At 56.8% G+C, this 15,477-nt stretch carries 13 protein-coding genes; 4 read left to right on the plus strand and 9 right to left on the minus strand.

Annotated features, from left to right (window positions below; translation table 11 throughout):
* Window positions 1–230: 230 nt before the first annotated feature.
* Window positions 231–734: an OsmC family protein gene (locus AO242_RS09860; RefSeq protein WP_099268556.1), complete on the plus strand. Its 504-nt coding sequence runs from the start codon at window positions 231–233 to the stop codon at window positions 732–734.
* A gap of 477 nt (window positions 735–1,211) precedes the next feature.
* Here the strand turns inward: AO242_RS09860 and AO242_RS09865 are convergent, their stop codons facing one another.
* The gene (locus AO242_RS09865; protein WP_099268557.1) at window positions 1,212–1,727 is read right to left on the minus strand and encodes a BRO-N domain-containing protein; all 516 of its coding nucleotides are present in this window, start codon (window positions 1,725–1,727) and stop codon (window positions 1,212–1,214) included.
* Window positions 1,728–2,220: 493 nt separating this feature from the next.
* On the opposite strand from AO242_RS09865, the gene AO242_RS09870 reads away from it, so the two are divergent.
* Window positions 2,221–2,634 (plus strand): type II toxin-antitoxin system HicB family antitoxin, encoded by a 414-nt coding sequence (locus AO242_RS09870; RefSeq protein WP_099268558.1) that lies wholly within the window; start codon window positions 2,221–2,223, stop codon window positions 2,632–2,634.
* 232 nt (window positions 2,635–2,866) lie between these two features.
* Here the strand turns inward: AO242_RS09870 and AO242_RS09875 are convergent, their stop codons facing one another.
* The 3 genes from AO242_RS09875 to AO242_RS09885 form a co-directional block, all read right to left on the minus strand.
* Window positions 2,867–3,982 (minus strand): D-alanyl-D-alanine carboxypeptidase family protein, encoded by a 1,116-nt coding sequence (locus AO242_RS09875; RefSeq protein ID WP_257153408.1) that lies wholly within the window; start codon window positions 3,980–3,982, stop codon window positions 2,867–2,869.
* A gap of 168 nt (window positions 3,983–4,150) precedes the next feature.
* A complete protein-coding gene (locus AO242_RS09880; RefSeq protein ID WP_099268559.1) occupies window positions 4,151–5,521 on the minus strand; it encodes a sensor histidine kinase in 1,371 nt (456 codons plus the stop codon).
* On the minus strand, window positions 5,505–6,182 hold the full coding sequence (locus AO242_RS09885; protein ID WP_099268560.1) for a response regulator transcription factor: 678 nt from the start codon (window positions 6,180–6,182) through the stop codon (window positions 5,505–5,507). The genes AO242_RS09880 and AO242_RS09885 overlap by 17 nt, the downstream gene beginning before the upstream one ends.
* A gap of 158 nt (window positions 6,183–6,340) precedes the next feature.
* Here AO242_RS09885 and AO242_RS09890 point away from each other — a divergent pair, with 158 nt between their 5' ends.
* Window positions 6,341–7,132: a substrate-binding domain-containing protein gene (locus AO242_RS09890; RefSeq protein WP_099268561.1), complete on the plus strand. Its 792-nt coding sequence runs from the start codon at window positions 6,341–6,343 to the stop codon at window positions 7,130–7,132.
* Between the two features lie 296 nt (window positions 7,133–7,428).
* Here AO242_RS09890 and AO242_RS09895 read toward each other — a convergent pair whose 3' ends face one another.
* The 4 genes from AO242_RS09895 to AO242_RS09910 all read right to left on the minus strand — a co-directional run bounded on the left by AO242_RS09895 (window position 7,429) and on the right by AO242_RS09910 (window position 12,877).
* Window positions 7,429–8,697 (minus strand): OprD family porin, encoded by a 1,269-nt coding sequence (locus AO242_RS09895; RefSeq protein ID WP_373562207.1) that lies wholly within the window; start codon window positions 8,695–8,697, stop codon window positions 7,429–7,431.
* A gap of 277 nt (window positions 8,698–8,974) precedes the next feature.
* Entirely contained in the window at window positions 8,975–10,279 is a 1,305-nt protein-coding gene (locus AO242_RS09900) for a CitMHS family transporter (protein ID WP_099268562.1), read from the minus strand.
* 113 nt (window positions 10,280–10,392) lie between these two features.
* The gene (locus tag AO242_RS09905; RefSeq protein WP_027901658.1) at window positions 10,393–11,703 is read right to left on the minus strand and encodes a dicarboxylate/amino acid:cation symporter; all 1,311 of its coding nucleotides are present in this window, start codon (window positions 11,701–11,703) and stop codon (window positions 10,393–10,395) included.
* Window positions 11,704–11,791: 88 nt separating this feature from the next.
* Entirely contained in the window at window positions 11,792–12,877 is a 1,086-nt protein-coding gene (locus AO242_RS09910) for a 4-oxalomesaconate tautomerase (protein WP_099268563.1), read from the minus strand.
* A 168-nt stretch (window positions 12,878–13,045) separates the two neighbouring features.
* Here AO242_RS09910 and AO242_RS09915 point away from each other — a divergent pair, with 168 nt between their 5' ends.
* Window positions 13,046–13,936, plus strand: coding sequence for a LysR family transcriptional regulator (locus tag AO242_RS09915; protein WP_027901660.1), 891 nt, complete (start codon window positions 13,046–13,048; stop codon window positions 13,934–13,936).
* 294 nt (window positions 13,937–14,230) lie between these two features.
* Here AO242_RS09915 and AO242_RS09920 read toward each other — a convergent pair whose 3' ends face one another.
* Complete coding sequence (locus AO242_RS09920; protein WP_099268564.1) at window positions 14,231–15,085, minus strand: suppressor of fused domain protein; 855 nt, start codon at window positions 15,083–15,085, stop codon at window positions 14,231–14,233.
* Window positions 15,086–15,477 lie beyond the last annotated feature (392 nt).

Raw genomic sequence — 15,477 nt, forward strand, 5'->3', positions numbered from 1 at the left:
ACCTTCCTGATTGTTATCGCTTCGGCTGCGCTCGCCCAAAAATCGCGTAAATACCTTACTGCGCTGTTCCCTGTAGGAGCTGCCGAAGGCTGCGATAGCGGTGTGTCAGGTTAAATGCTTCGCAGCCTTCGGCAGCTCCTACAATGAATGCGTTCAGATTCAAAGTGTGCAGCAACGATGAGCCTTCGAGTTAACATCTCTCCCGCACGCCTCATCCCAGGGAGTATTCAATGGCAGACAAGACACACCGCTACGAAGTCCAGATAACCTGGACTGGCAACGAAGGCACAGGAACATCGTCCTATCGCGGTTACAGCCGGTCACATGTCATTCAGGCTGAAGGGAAGCCATCTATTGAAGGCTCTTCCGATCCGAGCTTTCGGGGCGACCCAAAACGCTGGAATCCGGAGGAATTGCTTCTCGCCTCTTTATCGGCCTGCCATAAACTCTGGTACCTCGGGCTTTGTGCCGGGGCCGGGATTGTGGTGCTTGAGTATGAGGACAAAGCAGAAGGCACAATGGTCGAGGAAAGTAACGGCGCGGGTCAGTTCACCTCGGTTGTATTGAAGCCGAAGGTCACTCTTGCTCCGGGCTCCGATATCGAAGGCGCTCACGCCCTGCACCAGACAGCTCATGAGAAATGCTTCATCGCGCGCTCGGTGAATTTCCACGTCAGTCATGCGCCAGTTATATCCGCGCCAGGCCCTCTCGCCAACAAGTTGCCTCCTGCCTGAACAGCCTGACACAGCGCTGCCCGGTAGGAGCGAACTTGTTCGCGAGGCGGTGTGCCTGAATCACCGCGTCAGCCCTTCTCGCCAACAAGTTGCCTCCTACCCGAACAGCCTGACACGGCGCAGCCCGGTAGGAGCGAACTTGTTCGCGAGGCGGTTTACCTGAATCACCGCGTCAGCCCTTCTCGCCAACAAGTTGCCTCCTACCTGAACAGCCTGACACGGCACTGCCCGGTAGGAGCGAACTTGTTCGCGAGGCGGTTTACCTGAATCACCGCGTCAGCCCTTCTCGCCAACAAGTTGCCTCCTACCTGAACAGCCTGACACGGCACTGCCCGGTAGGAGCGAACTTGTTCGCGAGGCGGTTTACCTGAATCACCGCGTCAGCCCTTCTCGCCAACAAGTTGCCTCCTACCTTGAAAGCGGCAAGTCTGAAACTGTGCGTTGTCGGGGACAGGGGTTCCGATTGGTTTCGGCCGCTTACATCGACAAAAACCGAGTCGCCCTTCTCCACCACGGGCGTTTCTCGCGGGTTTCGTGGAGCAGGATGTTGGGCATGTCTCGCAGGCGAATCCACGACTCGTCCTGCCAGTGCAGCAGGTTCATCGAGGCACCGTCCCAATCCAGCACACCGAGGATCGGACGTTCGGTGCGGCCGGGATTCTGCACGTCACGCAGCACAGGCACGACCTGCAGCGTCAGCCATTCGCGCAGTTCACGATTTTGCGCGGAGGGGTGATAAATCAGTAATGCGTATGCGCCGGACTCGTTGACCATCAAGGTGTCCTGAGTCGAGCCATAGCAGTGCAGCGGCAAAGTGCGACACTCATCACGTCCGAGCTTGCGGGTTTTGCGTTCGTCGATGAACAGGCCCATCAAACGGCCCAGATCGCGGGCACAGAACCAGGCCTGGTTTTCCAGCATGAGCGCGTGGAGCGGAAGGGTTTGGCGGGTGAATAGGGTTGGGATGAAAGGCGTCATTTCAGTTGTCGGCATCAGTCTATTTCTCTTTGCTGGTTAGACTGCCAGCTACCGTCGCCAAACGAATAGGGTGGCAGTTGTACGCAGGTTGGCGAACCGGAGCAAAGAACCGGCAGACCCGAAAGTCTCCCACGTACAACCGCCATAGCGGATCGCGGACAATATCTGCCCGCTTCCGAATGGTACACGCTATACATCATTGCTAGCCGGATCGCCAAATCCAGTGCTGAGTTATTCAGCAGCGGCGGAGGGTACGGCGCGGCGTTTGGTCAGGCAAGACAAGAAATGTAAAAACCTGGCGATCGAACCAGCAGTGTCCATTGGGGACAAGTAGCAGAACTCGATGCCAATGAGCAACGCGCATCCCTAAATTCGATTTAGTGGTTATAGTCACCACCATTTCAAGCATTCAACCAATGCCTGGATTGACCAAGACAGCAAGCAGCATATTGAAGCAAGCCTCGCTTTGGTGAGCGAGGTTCCATCCAGTCCCAGGGAGGACTAAACAGTGCTTTATCCCATCGCAATTCTTCCCGGTGATGAGCTGCATGCGTGGGGTGTTGAGGTTCCGGATATTCCCGGCTGCTTCTCTGCCGGTGACGACCTGGACGACGCCATGGCGATGGCTCGCGAAGCCATTGAGGGTCATCTGGAGATTCTGGCTGAGCATGGTTCGGCCATTCCGACCGCTCAGAAAGTAACCGTACACGCGCAAAATCCGGAATACAAAGGCTGCACATGGGCGTTGGTGGACATTGATATCACCAAATACATGGGCAAGTCCGAGAAGCTCAACATCACCCTTCCAGCACACTTGCTGACCCGGATTGATGAATACGTGAAGCATCATCCGGAAGAGAAAAGCCGCTCGGGCTTTTTGGCTTCGGCAGCGCTCAGGGTTTTGCATGAGGTGCGAGGTTAAGACGCTAAACGTTACACCAGCGAACCGTTAGGCGCATCGTAAACACCTGACTGCACCGTTTTCTGTAGGAGCTGCCGAAGGCTGCGATCGCGGTGTGTCAGGATAAATGTTTCGCAGCCTTCGGCAGCTCCTACAGAAAATGCATTTCAACCCAGTAGTTTGCATGTTGCTAGCGAGGCGGATCGTCAGGTATGCCGCCTCGCCAACAAATTGCCTCCTACAAAAATAGACTTCAATCCTCTGCGAACCCCGCAAACCACCCGTGAAACAGCAAACGCACCGCATCCGTCCAGCGGGTCCACCAGCTTCCTGCCTCAACACCTTCCAAAGCGATCAACGGCCGGGTTGCCAGTTTCTGCTCGCCATCAAATACGTCAATGCTGCCGACCACTGCACCTTTATCCACAGGGGCAATCAGCGGGGCATCAATGTGGACGCGGGTTTCAGGTTTGTGCGAGCCCCTGGGGGTCGTCAGCGTAATGTCGTCTAGAACGCCCACGGCAAGGGTGTTTTCTGTGCCCTTCCAGACTCTCGGATGGCTCAACGGCTGAAGCGCTTTCTCGAAGGTCTGGTTCTCGTAAAAGCGGAAACCATAGGTCAGGAGTTTCTCGGTATCCGTCGCACGGGCCAGCGTTGAACTTGAGCCAAACACCGCGGTGATCAGGCGCCGACCATCCCGCACGGCAGATGTGACCATGCAGTAACCCGCTGCCTCGGTGTGCCCGGTCTTGAGGCCGTCAACGGTTTTGTCACGCCAGAGCAGCAAGTTGCGATTGGGTTGCCGAATGCCGTTCCAGGTGAAGTGCTTTTTCTTGTACAGCGGGTAGTACGCCGACTCGTCGTTGATGATGGACTGGGCCAGCATCGCCATGTCGTGGGCAGACGAGTAATGATCAGGCTCTGGCAAACCTGTCGGGTTGTCGAAGTGCGTGTTGCTCAATCCGAGGCTTTGCGCTGTTTTGTTCATCAAACTAGCGAAGCTGTCGGTGCTGCCAGCGATGTGTTCAGCCAGCGCGACGCTGGCGTCGTTGCCAGAGTCGATGACGATGCCTTGCAGCAAGTCATGGACACTGACAGTGCTGCCCGGATCCAGGAACATTCTGGAGCCTTCGGTGCGCCAGGCGTTTTCGCTGACAGTGACCAGTTCGTCCGGTTTCAATTGCCCGGCCTGAATATCCCGGGTGGCCACGTAAACCGTCATCAGCTTCGTCAGGCTGGCGGGAGGAAGACGCTCGTCTGCGTCATGTTCAACGATGACATGGCCAGTACTGGCGTCCATCAACACCCAGGCGCTCGCTGACAACTGGGGCGGGGAAGGAATCATGGCGCCCGGCGTGGGAGCGGCCATGCCGACGTTCGCCCACAGGGCACAAACGGAGATCAGGCTGATCCGCAATAACAGTGGTTTCACAGGAAGCGGGTCCAGATTGGCAGAAGGTCCGCCAAAGTAGGTGATGACCTGCCCTGTCTCAAATTAAGCAAAGTTAAGAAAAGTTTAAGCGCACCAATACGTTAGTCAGGTTAGCGGGCAGTCGATCAGGACCCGTGTACCACCCGATTCAGAAGCTTGAATCTGCAGGGTAGACGCGTGCAGGCGCACGACCGCAGCCACTAGCGAAAGACCGAGCCCGTAACCCGGTTGCTGACGGCTGGCATCGCCGCGATACAACCGGCGCAACACACTTTCCCGTTCGGCTTCGGGGATCCCCGGACCGTCGTCAATGACTTCGATGCGCAGAATGTCGCCCACCATATTGGCCCGCAGACAAAGGCGCCCGCCCGGCGCGGTGAACTTGATCGCGTTATCCAGCAGATTCGTCAGCGCCTCAAACAGCAGCGCCTGATCACCTTTCATGAGGGGTAAATCAGCGCCTAGTTCAAGCGCAAGCACCTGACCTTTTTCCTGCGCCATGGGTTCGTAAAACTCGTGGGCCTGGCGCAACAATGCGTCGGGCTGGAATGACGCAAAGGCCAATCGCCGTCGGGTGTCTTCCAGCTCGGAAATCCTCAGCAACCCCTGAAAACGGAACATGATCGCTTCGCTCTCTTCCAGGGCCAGGCTGAGGCTTGATGCATGAGCATCCGTCATGGGCAATTGCTGCAATTGATAAAGCCGCGCACGCAGACGCGTCAACGGTGTGCGCAGGTCATGGGCGATGCCATCGCAGACGCTTTTGACCTCGTGCAGCAACCGCTCGATATGTTCGAGCATGGTGTTGACGGCGCTGGCCAGCATATCCAGTTCATCCCGTGCGTGCGACAGAGGCAGCCGCTCTGACAGGTTGCCGGAGACGATCCGCTCGGTACTGCGCTGCAGCCTTTCGACCCGGCGCAATGGCCTGCGTCTGAGTAATTGCCAACCGATCAAACCGGGTATCAACGTCAGAGACAGTCCCCAAAAAAGTGCCTGACCAATGATCCCTGCGACCGCCGAGATGGAACCGCCGTCACGGGCCAGCACCAGTATCCGGCCGTCATTGCGACGCTGCAGAAAGGCGTGACTGCTGCGCGTTTCGCTCACCGTGTCCGCGATTCGCAAACCGCGTTTCAGGTAATGCACACGACCATCGTCCGGCAAGCTGGACCGCAGCTTCAACAGGTTGCCGGCGATGTACTGCCCGTTGCCTTCAAACAACCCATAGGCATCAATGCCGGGAATGGAATACGCCTCACTGCCCTGCAATTCATCAAGCAGGCTGGCGTCATCGATTTTCTGGTAATAGTGCGCACGCTGCATCAACGTGCGCTCGGCCACAGTGCCGAGGTAATCGGAGATCTTCCAGTACAGAACGCCGGTGAACACCGCGCCCCACGCCACAAAGAACAGTGCGTAGAGGCCGATCAGACGACTGTTGCTTGAGCGCCAGCGCTCAGTCCTGGGTGCCAAGCACGTACCCCGACCCGCGAATGGTGTGGATCAACGGCGAGCCCGGCCCTTCGATCTTTTTGCGCAAGCGGCCCATGTGCACATCAATGATGTTGGTGCCGGGGTCGAAGTGATAACCCCAGACCTCTTCAAACAGCATGGTGCGCGTCACTTGTTGCCCGGCATGGCGCATCAGGTAGGTGAGCAATTTGAATTCGGTGGGGAGCAAGGTGATGCGCTCGCCGGAGCGCGACACGCTGTTCTCGATCAGGTCGAGGGTCAGGTTGCCGACGGTAAGCTGATGGATCTGCGAGTCGGCTGTCGGGCGTCGCAACAACACTTCCAGGCGCGCAACCATTTCGACCATCGAGAACGGTTTGGTCAGGTAGTCATCCCCACCGCAGCGTAACCCTCTGACGCGCTCGTCAACGTCGGATAACGCGCTGATCATCAATACCGGTGTGCGAATGCCGAGGCTGCGCAATGTGGTGACGATAGTCAGACCATCGAAGTCCGGCAGCATTCGGTCCAGAGTAATCGCGTCATAGCTGCCCGCGATTGCCATGGCCAGCCCGTCACGCCCGGTGCTGGCTCGTTGCACGTCAAAACCATGAGCCTGCAGCTCGGTGGCGATGGATTGTGCGGTCACCTCATCATCTTCGATGACCAGCGCCTGATTCATGATTTTCCCCGCTGACAGTCCGCGCATGCGGCGTTAAAGAACCGCGAGCCTAGGGAGTTGGTCACGGTGGGTAAACTAAATATTTATTAACGCAGGGTAACTTTTTCAGCGTGGGTGTGGGGTTTAGTGTCGCGTTTTTCTTCAACGAGTCCCCTGCCATGCCACGCTTGCTCACGCCCCTCGCCCTTTCATGTGCACTGCTTACAGCCTTCGCGGCCCATGCAGCGCCAGTGCCCACGCCGACCACTCTGACTGTTCTGAGCTCCGGCGGCATCATGGGTGCCGTTCAGGGGATCGCGCCGGACTACGAGAAAGCCACGGGCGTGAAGCTGAACATTGAAGCGTCGCCTTCCATGGGGAAAACACCTCAGGCCATCCCTAACCGGCTGGATCGAAAGGAACCGGCAGACGTTGTGCTGATGGTCGGTTCTGCTCTGGATAAACTTGTCGCGCAGGACCAGGTCGATAAAGCCAGCCGCGTCGATCTGGGCAAATCCTACATCGCCATGGCCGTGCGCAAGGGCGAGACCAAGCCTGACATTTCCACCATGGACGCGTTTCGCAAGGCGCTGCTCGACAGCAAGTCCATCGCTTACTCCGATAGCGCCAGCGGCGTTTACCTCTCGCGCATTCTGTTCCCGAAAATGACCCTTGGCGCTGACTTCACTGCCAAGGCGCGGATGATTCCTGCCGAACCCGTGGGTGCCGTTGTCGCCCGCAAGGAAGCGCAACTTGGCTTTCAGCAGCTCAGTGAACTCAAGCCTGTTGAAGGCATAGACATTGTTGGCCTGATCCCGGATCAAGCGCAGCAGATGACGCTTTATTCGGGTGCCGTTACTCGGTCCACTGAACACGCAAAAGAAGCTCAGGCACTGCTGAAATACATGGCCTCCAAGGAAGGCGCTAAAGCCATTGAAGACAGCGGTTTGAAGCCGGTGACAACCCGGTAAACCGGAAACCTGTAGGAGCGCCACCCCGGTTGCTCCTACGGGGATTGCATTGTGTTCGATTGAAGATCACCCCGTGCCTCTGACACGGCGCTGTCTCGCGGCAAATACGATTCCAGGTGGGACCGAATTCATTCGGGAAGGCGGTGTTAAAGCGATACATAAGCTGCGAATGTACCGGCCCCTTCGCGAATGAATTCGCTCCCACAGGTATTAGCGCTTGCAGACCAACATAGAATCCCCCACCTAAAACCGTCTCCATACCATGATTCGAATTTTGTTTCGATAAATGGGGCCGTTCACCAAAGCGCTATGTCATAGGTGATGTAGATCCGGTTGCTATCACGGCCTCGGGCAAAGTCCGAGCGGTACACGTAGTTACGCAGTTTCACACCAAGTCCTTTCAACGTCCCACCTTGCAGCACGTAAGCCAGCTCTGCATCGCGTTCCCACTCTTTCAATTGCGCAGCGCCCGACTTGCCGTTGTCGCCACTCAGGTAGCGCGTCGAGAATGTCAGACCCGGCACACCGACTCGTGCGAAGTCATAGCCATAGCTGAGCATCCAGGTCTTTTCATCTTCCTCGATGAACTTGCCGATCCCGACGTTGCTGAACGAATACACAGTAGCGCCACTGATATAGGGCAAGCCCGCGTCGCCGCTCAAGGTCTGATAACCGCCGCCAAAACTGTGCCCGGCCAATGCATAAGTCAATTGCCCGCTGAGCATATCGTTATCGATTTTGCCGCCGCGCCCCGTTCCGGCATCGACGCTGTTGAAGTAACGCAGGTCGCTGGTCAGCACCCCGGATCCCAAAGGCAAATCATGCTGGATCGATGCAAATTGCTGCCGGTAGAAGTTTTCCAGTTCGCCGTAGAAGTAGCTGAGTCTGATGTTTTTTCCGAGTTTGTAATCGCCGCCCACATACGAGAAGTCTGAGCCTCGGCCGGTGAATCCGTCGGGAATGATGGAGCGGCTGTCTGACGAATCGCGCAGTTTGAATTGATCCAGGTGCCCGCCCGTAAGCGTCAGGTTGTCGATGTCGGTGCTGGTGAATTGAGTGCCCTGATACGTCTGAGGTAGCAGCCGCGCATCGTTGTAAATAAGCACCGGCGTCTTGGGCAACAGCGTGCCGTATTTCAGTGTGGTCTTGGCCAGACGCACTTTGGCCGCAGCGCCGAGGCTGGCGAACTCATCGGCCGCACGGCCGTCGTCATGCACGGGCAGCAACCCAGTGCCGCTGCGGCCCTTGCCTGAATCGAGCTTGACGCCCCACAGGCCCAGCGCGTCGATGCCAAAGCCCAATGTGCCTTGAGTAAAACCGGACTGGTAGTCGAGCAGAAAACCCTGCGCCCACTCGGTGCGTTCACTTTTGGCAGTTCTGGCAGCACGAGCACTAAGGCCGTTTTCATCACGGAAGTTCTCGTTGAAGTAGACATTGCGCAGTTGCAGTTTCAGCTTGCTGTCTTCGATAAACCCTGCGGCTTCCACACCCGCCCACGGCAACAGGGTCAACAGCGGCGCGCTCTTTATAAAAGTTGTAGTTCCACGCTTGGAAAACATACTCATGCTTAATACTCATTGTTGTTATTGGAGATGCAGTGATCCGCACGCCCTGTCAGGGGCGTGTGGTTGGTTCAGTAACAGGTGACTAAAAACCACGGTGCTCAGTTATCCATGGCATGGCACGGCACTGTGCATGTAGGACCGGCTTTAGCCGGGAGGAGGCCCGTACATTTGTTACATATCCTTCGCTACAAATAATGTCCTCCCGGCTGAAGCCGGTCCTACGGAGCTCCGTTTGCTTGGCGACGGCGCAGTGTCAGGGTCAAGCGCCGTCTGACTATCAAACAAACAAGGTCAGCGCACCGGTCAACAGCGCCAAGGCCGTGACCACCAAAGAGGTCAGCACCGCCCACTTCACCGTGGCTTTCTGAAAGTCGCCGATATCGCGGTCGATCATGCCCATCAGCAGCAGCGTCGAAGCCACCAGCGGACTCATCAGATGCACCGGCTGCCCCAGAATCGACGCCCTGGCGATCTCCAGCGGGCTGATGCCATACGCCGCTGCAGCATTGGCGAGGATCGGCACCACGCCGAAGTAGTAAGCATCGTTGGACAGGACAAAGGTCATCGGCATGCTGGTCAGTGCGACCACCAGCGGGAACAGATGGCCCCACTCCGGCGGAATCCACGCCACCAGGGTTTGCGCCAGCGCGTCGACCATTTTGGTGCCCGAGAAAATCCCGGCGAAAATACCGGCCGCGAAAACCAGCAGCACCACGGTCATGGCATTGCCGGAGTGAGCCAGGATGCGTTCTTTCTGAATATCCAGTTGCGGATAATTGATCATCAGCGCCAGCACAAAACCGATCAGGAACAGAACCGCCGAGTGCATCAGGCCCATGACCAAGGCGATCATCACGGCAACAACCAGCGCCAGATTGACGTAGGCCAGCTTGGGACGCTTGTGCGGGGTATCACCGAGAATTGCTTCGATGTAGCAGTTTCCGCCGCCACTTTGCAGGTCGACGTTGCCGATACGTTTACGCTCGGCGCGCCCCAGCCAAAAGGCTGTAAAAACGACCCATGCCGCGCCGCCGATCATGGTCGGCAGCAACGGGATGAAGTACTCACCGGCATCCAGCCCCAGCGCAGCAATGGCTCGCGTTGCTGGGCCGCCCCAAGGGGTCATGCCGCTCATGATGCTCAACGACAGCATCGCCACGATGCCCAGGATCATGGGGTTCATACCAATACGTTTGTACAGTGGCAGCATCGCGGCGCAGGTGATCATGTAAGTAGTGGTGCCATCGCCATCGAGGGCCACGGTCAGCGACAACAACGCAGTGCCCACCGCGATCTTCATCGGGTCGCCGTTCACGCGTTTGAGGATCTTGCGAATCAGTGGATCGAACAGTCCGGAATCGATCATCAAGCCAAAAAACAGGATCGCAAACAGCAGCAATGCTGCGGACGGCGCGACCATTTTCAGGCCATCGAGCATCATCTTGCCGGTGGTGCCGCCAAAGCCGCCAATGACTGCAAACACGATCGGAACGATCGTCAACGCCACGATGGGCGACAAACGTTTGGACATGATCAGGTAGGTGAACACCACGACCATGGCGAGGCCAAGGAAGGCAAGCATAGGGTTATTCTCTTGTTGTTATTTATGGACAAACGAACGCCGCCGGGCTGGCCGGGCACCGTGTAAACGGTACTCGACCCGCTCGTATAACTATCGATTGAATTAAGGGGTGATCAGGTGCGTTCAGCCACCGGCGCAGCGCTCTCCCATGGAGCAACATCGGGGCTGGGCATCGCGGCTTTTCCATTGAGCCTTTGCATCAGGACCTGACGGTCACAGGCGTTCTCCGAGAGGGAAATCACCACGGTGGCGACCGCGTTGCTGGCCAGGCTGGTCAGTGCACGCGCTTCGGACATGAAGCGGTCGATGCCGATCAGCAGCGCCAGGCCCGCCAGGGGAATGTCGTGAATAACGGTCAGGGTCGAGGCCAGTGCGACAAAACCACTGCCGGTCACGCCCGCCGCACCTTTGGATGACAGCAACATGATCGCCAGCATGGTCAGGGTCTGGGTCATGCTCAGCTCGATGTTGCAGGCCTGAGCGATGAAAACGGCAGCCAGTGACAGGTAAATCGCCGTGCCGTCCAGGTTGAACGAGTACCCGGTTGGAAGTACCAGACCCACCACGCCTTTCTTGCAGCCCAGTGCCTGAAGTTTTTCGAGCATGCGCGGCATGACCGGCTCAGTGGACGAGGTGCCCAGTACCACCAGAAACTCTTCGCGGAAATAACGCAGCAGCTTCCACAGGCTGAAGCCGTTGGCGCGGCAGATACCGCCCAGCACGATAAAGACAAAGAACCCGCAGGCGATGTACAGCGTCATGATCAGCTTGGCCAGCGAGCCCAGCGACGTAATGCCGTACTGGCCAACGGTGAAGGCCAGTGCACCAAAAGCACCGATCGGGGCAAAGCGCATCAGGTACGAGAAAATCTTGAACACCATGTGCGAAGCCGACTCAAGCACGTTGAGTACCGGCTTGCCGCGCTCGCCCAGTGACGACAAGGCGAATCCGGACAGCACCGCGATGAACAACACCGGTAACACTTCACCCTTGTTGAACGCACCGATGAAAGTGTCAGGAATGATGTGCATGAAAAAATCGACGACGCCCAGTTTCGCGGCGGACTCGGTGTACTGGCTCAATCCTGCCGTACTCAGCTTGCTTGGATCGATGTTCATGCCTACGCCCGGCTTGAGCACGTAGACCGCGACCAGGCCGATGAACAGGCTGATCACGGTAAGGACCAGAAACAACAGCATGGTCTTGCTCATCAATCGCCCGAGCGACCGCTTGTCACTCATCCCGGCAATACCGGTGACGATGGTGCAGAACACCACCGGCGCGATCATCATCTTGATCAGTTTGATGAACGCGTCACCCAGAGGCTTGAGCGCTACGGCTTGTTGACCCCAGAAATGTCCAACCAGGACACCGAGAACCACGGCGCAGATAATCTGAAAGTAGAGCGATTTTGCGATTTTCATGATGCATCACCCATTATTGGTGTTGTTCTGATGCGGTACTGAATTTCATGTCATATCAGGCAGAGCACGGTGTTACTGAAACTAAACTTCAACCCGCCAGGCGTTGCGCGGCAGGCGCATAAACCTCACCGGAAAACAGACGACGTGCGGTGCGCACAACCGAGGCACGAATCGTTTGCCCGTTTTCCCCTACGTAAGCCAGCGCGACCTGAATCGAGCCGCTCGGGTGTTCGATCCGGACCTGCTGCAAGCGCGGTGACTCGCTGCCAATTCCGATCAACTTCGCGACCACGGTGCCGTCACTGACGCAAGCAGTGGCCAAGCCGATCGAACCGGTAATGGCCAAAGCCTTATGGCAGTTATGCGGCATGAAGTAACGAACCTTGAGGGTCCCGCCCGCATCGGGCTTCGAAACCAGTACTGGCTTGGGAATCACTTTATCGCTGACATCGCCCAACCCCATCGCCATACCTGCGCGCAGACGCAGGGCTTCGAGTTTGCGCAGGAACTCCTTGTCAGCGTCCAGCTCCGCTGGCGTTTCGTCACCACGTTTACCCAGCAGCGAGGCTTCGATGATGACCATCGGCATTGCCATGTCGATGCAGGTCACCGGCACGCCATCAAGGATGTCAGTCTGTTGACCCGTTGGGAACAGTTTGCCGGTCTTGCTACCCGCTGCATCAAGGAACGTCAGTTGTACGGGGGCTGCCGAACCTGGCACGCCATCGATACTGGTCTGGCCTTCGTAGCTGACCTGACCGCCTGGGGTGTTGACGTCAGCGCAAACGAACGTGCCGGTATTGAGGTTACGAATCCGCACCTGAGTCACGTCACCGCTCGCGTTGACCAACCCCTGCTCAACCGCGAACGGGCCGACAGCACAGAGCATGTTGCCGCAGTTGGGCGCGGTATCAACGCGACGCTGCGAAACCATGACTTGCACGAACAGGTAATCGACATCCGCGTCTTCGTGGGGCGAAGGGCTGACAATCGCCACCTTGCTGGTTTGTGGGCTGCCGCCGCCAATACCGTCGATCTCCAGCTCATGGCCGGAGCCCATCAGTGCCAACAGAAGCTCATCACGCTCAGCAGTCGAAACAGGCAAATCACTGGCAAGAAAAACCGGCCCCTTGGAGGTGCCGCCGCGCATCAGGACGCAGGGAATCGGTTGCATATTTGCAGACTCTTGTTGATCAATTGGGGTAATTGATGTGTTGAAAGCAAGAGTCCCACGGATGTTTTGCCTTATCCAATGCAAAGATCGTAGCGATTATTCCACTTTGGTAAATAATAACCTAACCTATCAAACTGCCCATCGCTAACCACTGACAGGAGAATAAAAGTGGAATATGAGCTGCAAGATATCCGATCGTTCGTGAAAATCGCCGAACTGGGTAGTTTCCATGAAGCTGCCGAAGTGCTGCACATTTCTCAACCGGCGTTGACCCGGCGCATAAAGAAGCTCGAACAGGGATTGGGGACGTCGTTGCTGGATCGCACCACCAGGCGGGTCAGCCTGACCAGTGTGGGTCGCGATTTTTTCCCCAAGGCGCGACGTCTACTGGATGATTTTGAAGATTCGATTCTGAACATCCGCGAGCTGGCAGAACGACAAATCGGCCAGGTAACCCTCGCCTGCATTCCTACCGCTGCGTTCTACTTTTTGCCTTCGGTGATTCGCCTGTACAACGAACGCTATCCAAAAATCCGCATCCGCTTACTGGACCTCAGCGCCAATGAAGGCCTGGAAGCAGTGCTGCGTGGGGAAGCAGATTTCGGCATCAACATGATGAGCGGACAGCATCCGGATATCGAGTTCGTACCGCTAGTCAAAGAGCCCTTCGTTCTCGCTTGCCGACGCGACCATGAACTGGCAAAACGCGAGTCTGTGTCCTGGATCGAACTCAGCGAATATCGCCTTATTGGTGTGGGAAGACTGAGCGGCAACCGGATGATTCTTGACCATGCGCTGGCGGGTTTGAGCTGGCGGCCCAAATGGTTTTATGAGGTGCAGCATTTGTCGACCTCACTGGGGATGGTCGAAGCTGGTTTGGGCATTTCAGCCATGCCAAGTCTGGCGATGCCGGCCGAAGGTCACCCGACGTTGGTCAGCGTGCCTCTGGTTGATCCAGTGGTCGACAGAACACTGGGCCTGGTATCGCGGCGCGGTGCCTCGCTGTCTCCAGCAGCAGAAAAATTCGTCGCCATGCTGCTGGAGCAGTGGCCGCAGTGATGCCGAGCACGGCTCGGTTAGAGCCCGTAAACAGAAGCACGGCGCTTATCAATAAATGCACTCATCTGATTTGGAATCCTTTTTCTGTAGGAGTGAGCTTGCTCGCGATAGCGTCGGACCAGACGATAATTTTTCAACAGGCCTACCATTGTCGCGAGCAAGCTCACTCCTACAGGGTACATGTTTGCCGCGAGACAGAGCGGTGTCGTAGACAGTGCGCCCCCTACAGGAAAAACACTACAAATCAGTTAGTTGTGTGTTTTTGACAGACGCGATCAGCATCGTCACGCAGCTTCACACCACGCTTTCCCGATTAAGACTGCTCTTATGCCCGATACCTGCCGCATTCAACCGGCCGACAAGATCCAGACGTGCTCCGCCGCCGCCTGAACGCACGTAGGCAAGCTCCGAAGCCGTGATTAAAACCACCGGCACCAAACGCACCGGGGACAGTGGCATGTCTTCAAGACGAGTATTGAAATCCGGTTCTGGGGCGCCCAGCAGAACACCGACCGCATCGTCTTCGGTCACAAAATGCTTGGGCACCTGATCACCGATGTGATGCGAAAGGCTGACCCCGGGCAACTCCAGCGAGAGCACACCGTACTGGTCCAACTGATGAGTAACGCCGCCGGCATTGGCGACTGTTGCCGCAACAGTCTGGATCACTTCAAAGACCCAACTGCGTGTGAAAGGGTCAACGTCTCCCGGCGCGCCATATGCATGCTCGGGAATATCAGATGTCTCCAGAAACAGCTCCATCTCGAACCCATTGCCCATTCCTTCAGGGTCATCAAACGGATCTGACAGACCTTCCGTGGCAAGAATGATGGAATTGCCACGTCGGACTATTCGATAAGCCTGACGAGTTGAAGGCCAATACGGTCCGCCTGTGAAACTGGGGCTGATGATGTGGGCAATGACATCTTTTTCGACGATACCGACCGATGCCCAGTGACGATCAAGGCACTCTTCGCTCGCTGAACGAGCAGCCATATTCGCAGCGTCGGCTTCAGTCTGGTCGGCCTCGGTTTGAATGGGCTCGTCGAAAATCTCAGGTTCAGTTGGCTTTACGGGCTGCCTGGCGGGCTGAGTGCTTTCTGGCTCTGACTTTTTCATTGAGCCGAACAGTTTCTTGAAGAAATTCATGTGCACTCCTTTGGATGGGGATCGCTATTTGGTCCGGGACCAGTGAGGCGAAGCACAAAATCCACTCAGTGCCCCTGAAACGCTTGGAACGCGCAAACAAAAGAAGGTTGCGGGGTCAACTGCGGAGGAAACCTGGGCGGTAAAGCTTTACTCCCGTTCCGCAAGGTAACGCTACGTTGCAGGCTTACCGCTGCAGTAGACAACAGCACATACGTTACATCGGTATTTCGCAATACGCGCTCAACTCCACTACTACCCGATCATGGCGACGGAATGAGCCCAGCCTCCATAAAGAGGCTTCATATGGAGGGCATGGGCCCCATCCGAAACCAGCGGTACACATCAATGAGGCAACTGCGAATGCCATGTGAGCCATGGGATCTTCCAGGCAT

The sequence above is a fragment of the Pseudomonas sp. ICMP 561 genome, from assembly GCF_002699985.1.
GTDB classification, from domain to species: domain Bacteria; phylum Pseudomonadota; class Gammaproteobacteria; order Pseudomonadales; family Pseudomonadaceae; genus Aquipseudomonas; species Aquipseudomonas quasicaspiana.

What these genes read in the sequence shown, in the direction of transcription:
- AO242_RS09895 (WP_373562207.1), bottom strand. Translation starts at nt 8,697, where the DNA reads ATGAGTATGTTTTCCAAGCGTGGAACTACAACTTTTATAAAGAGCGCG.
- AO242_RS09860 (WP_099268556.1), top strand. Translation starts at nt 231, where the DNA reads ATGGCAGACAAGACACACCGCTACGAAGTCCAGATAACCTGGACTGGC.
- AO242_RS09920 (WP_099268564.1), bottom strand. Translation starts at nt 15,085, where the DNA reads ATGAATTTCTTCAAGAAACTGTTCGGCTCAATGAAAAAGTCAGAGCCA.
- AO242_RS09905 (WP_027901658.1), bottom strand. Translation starts at nt 11,703, where the DNA reads ATGAAAATCGCAAAATCGCTCTACTTTCAGATTATCTGCGCCGTGGTT.
- AO242_RS09865 (WP_099268557.1), bottom strand. Translation starts at nt 1,727, where the DNA reads ATGCCGACAACTGAAATGACGCCTTTCATCCCAACCCTATTCACCCGC.
- AO242_RS09890 (WP_099268561.1), top strand. Translation starts at nt 6,341, where the DNA reads ATGCCACGCTTGCTCACGCCCCTCGCCCTTTCATGTGCACTGCTTACA.
- AO242_RS09910 (WP_099268563.1), bottom strand. Translation starts at nt 12,877, where the DNA reads ATGCAACCGATTCCCTGCGTCCTGATGCGCGGCGGCACCTCCAAGGGG.
- AO242_RS09900 (WP_099268562.1), bottom strand. Translation starts at nt 10,279, where the DNA reads ATGCTTGCCTTCCTTGGCCTCGCCATGGTCGTGGTGTTCACCTACCTG.
- AO242_RS09875 (WP_257153408.1), bottom strand. Translation starts at nt 3,982, where the DNA reads ATGGCCGCTCCCACGCCGGGCGCCATGATTCCTTCCCCGCCCCAGTTG.
- AO242_RS09885 (WP_099268560.1), bottom strand. Translation starts at nt 6,182, where the DNA reads ATGAATCAGGCGCTGGTCATCGAAGATGATGAGGTGACCGCACAATCC.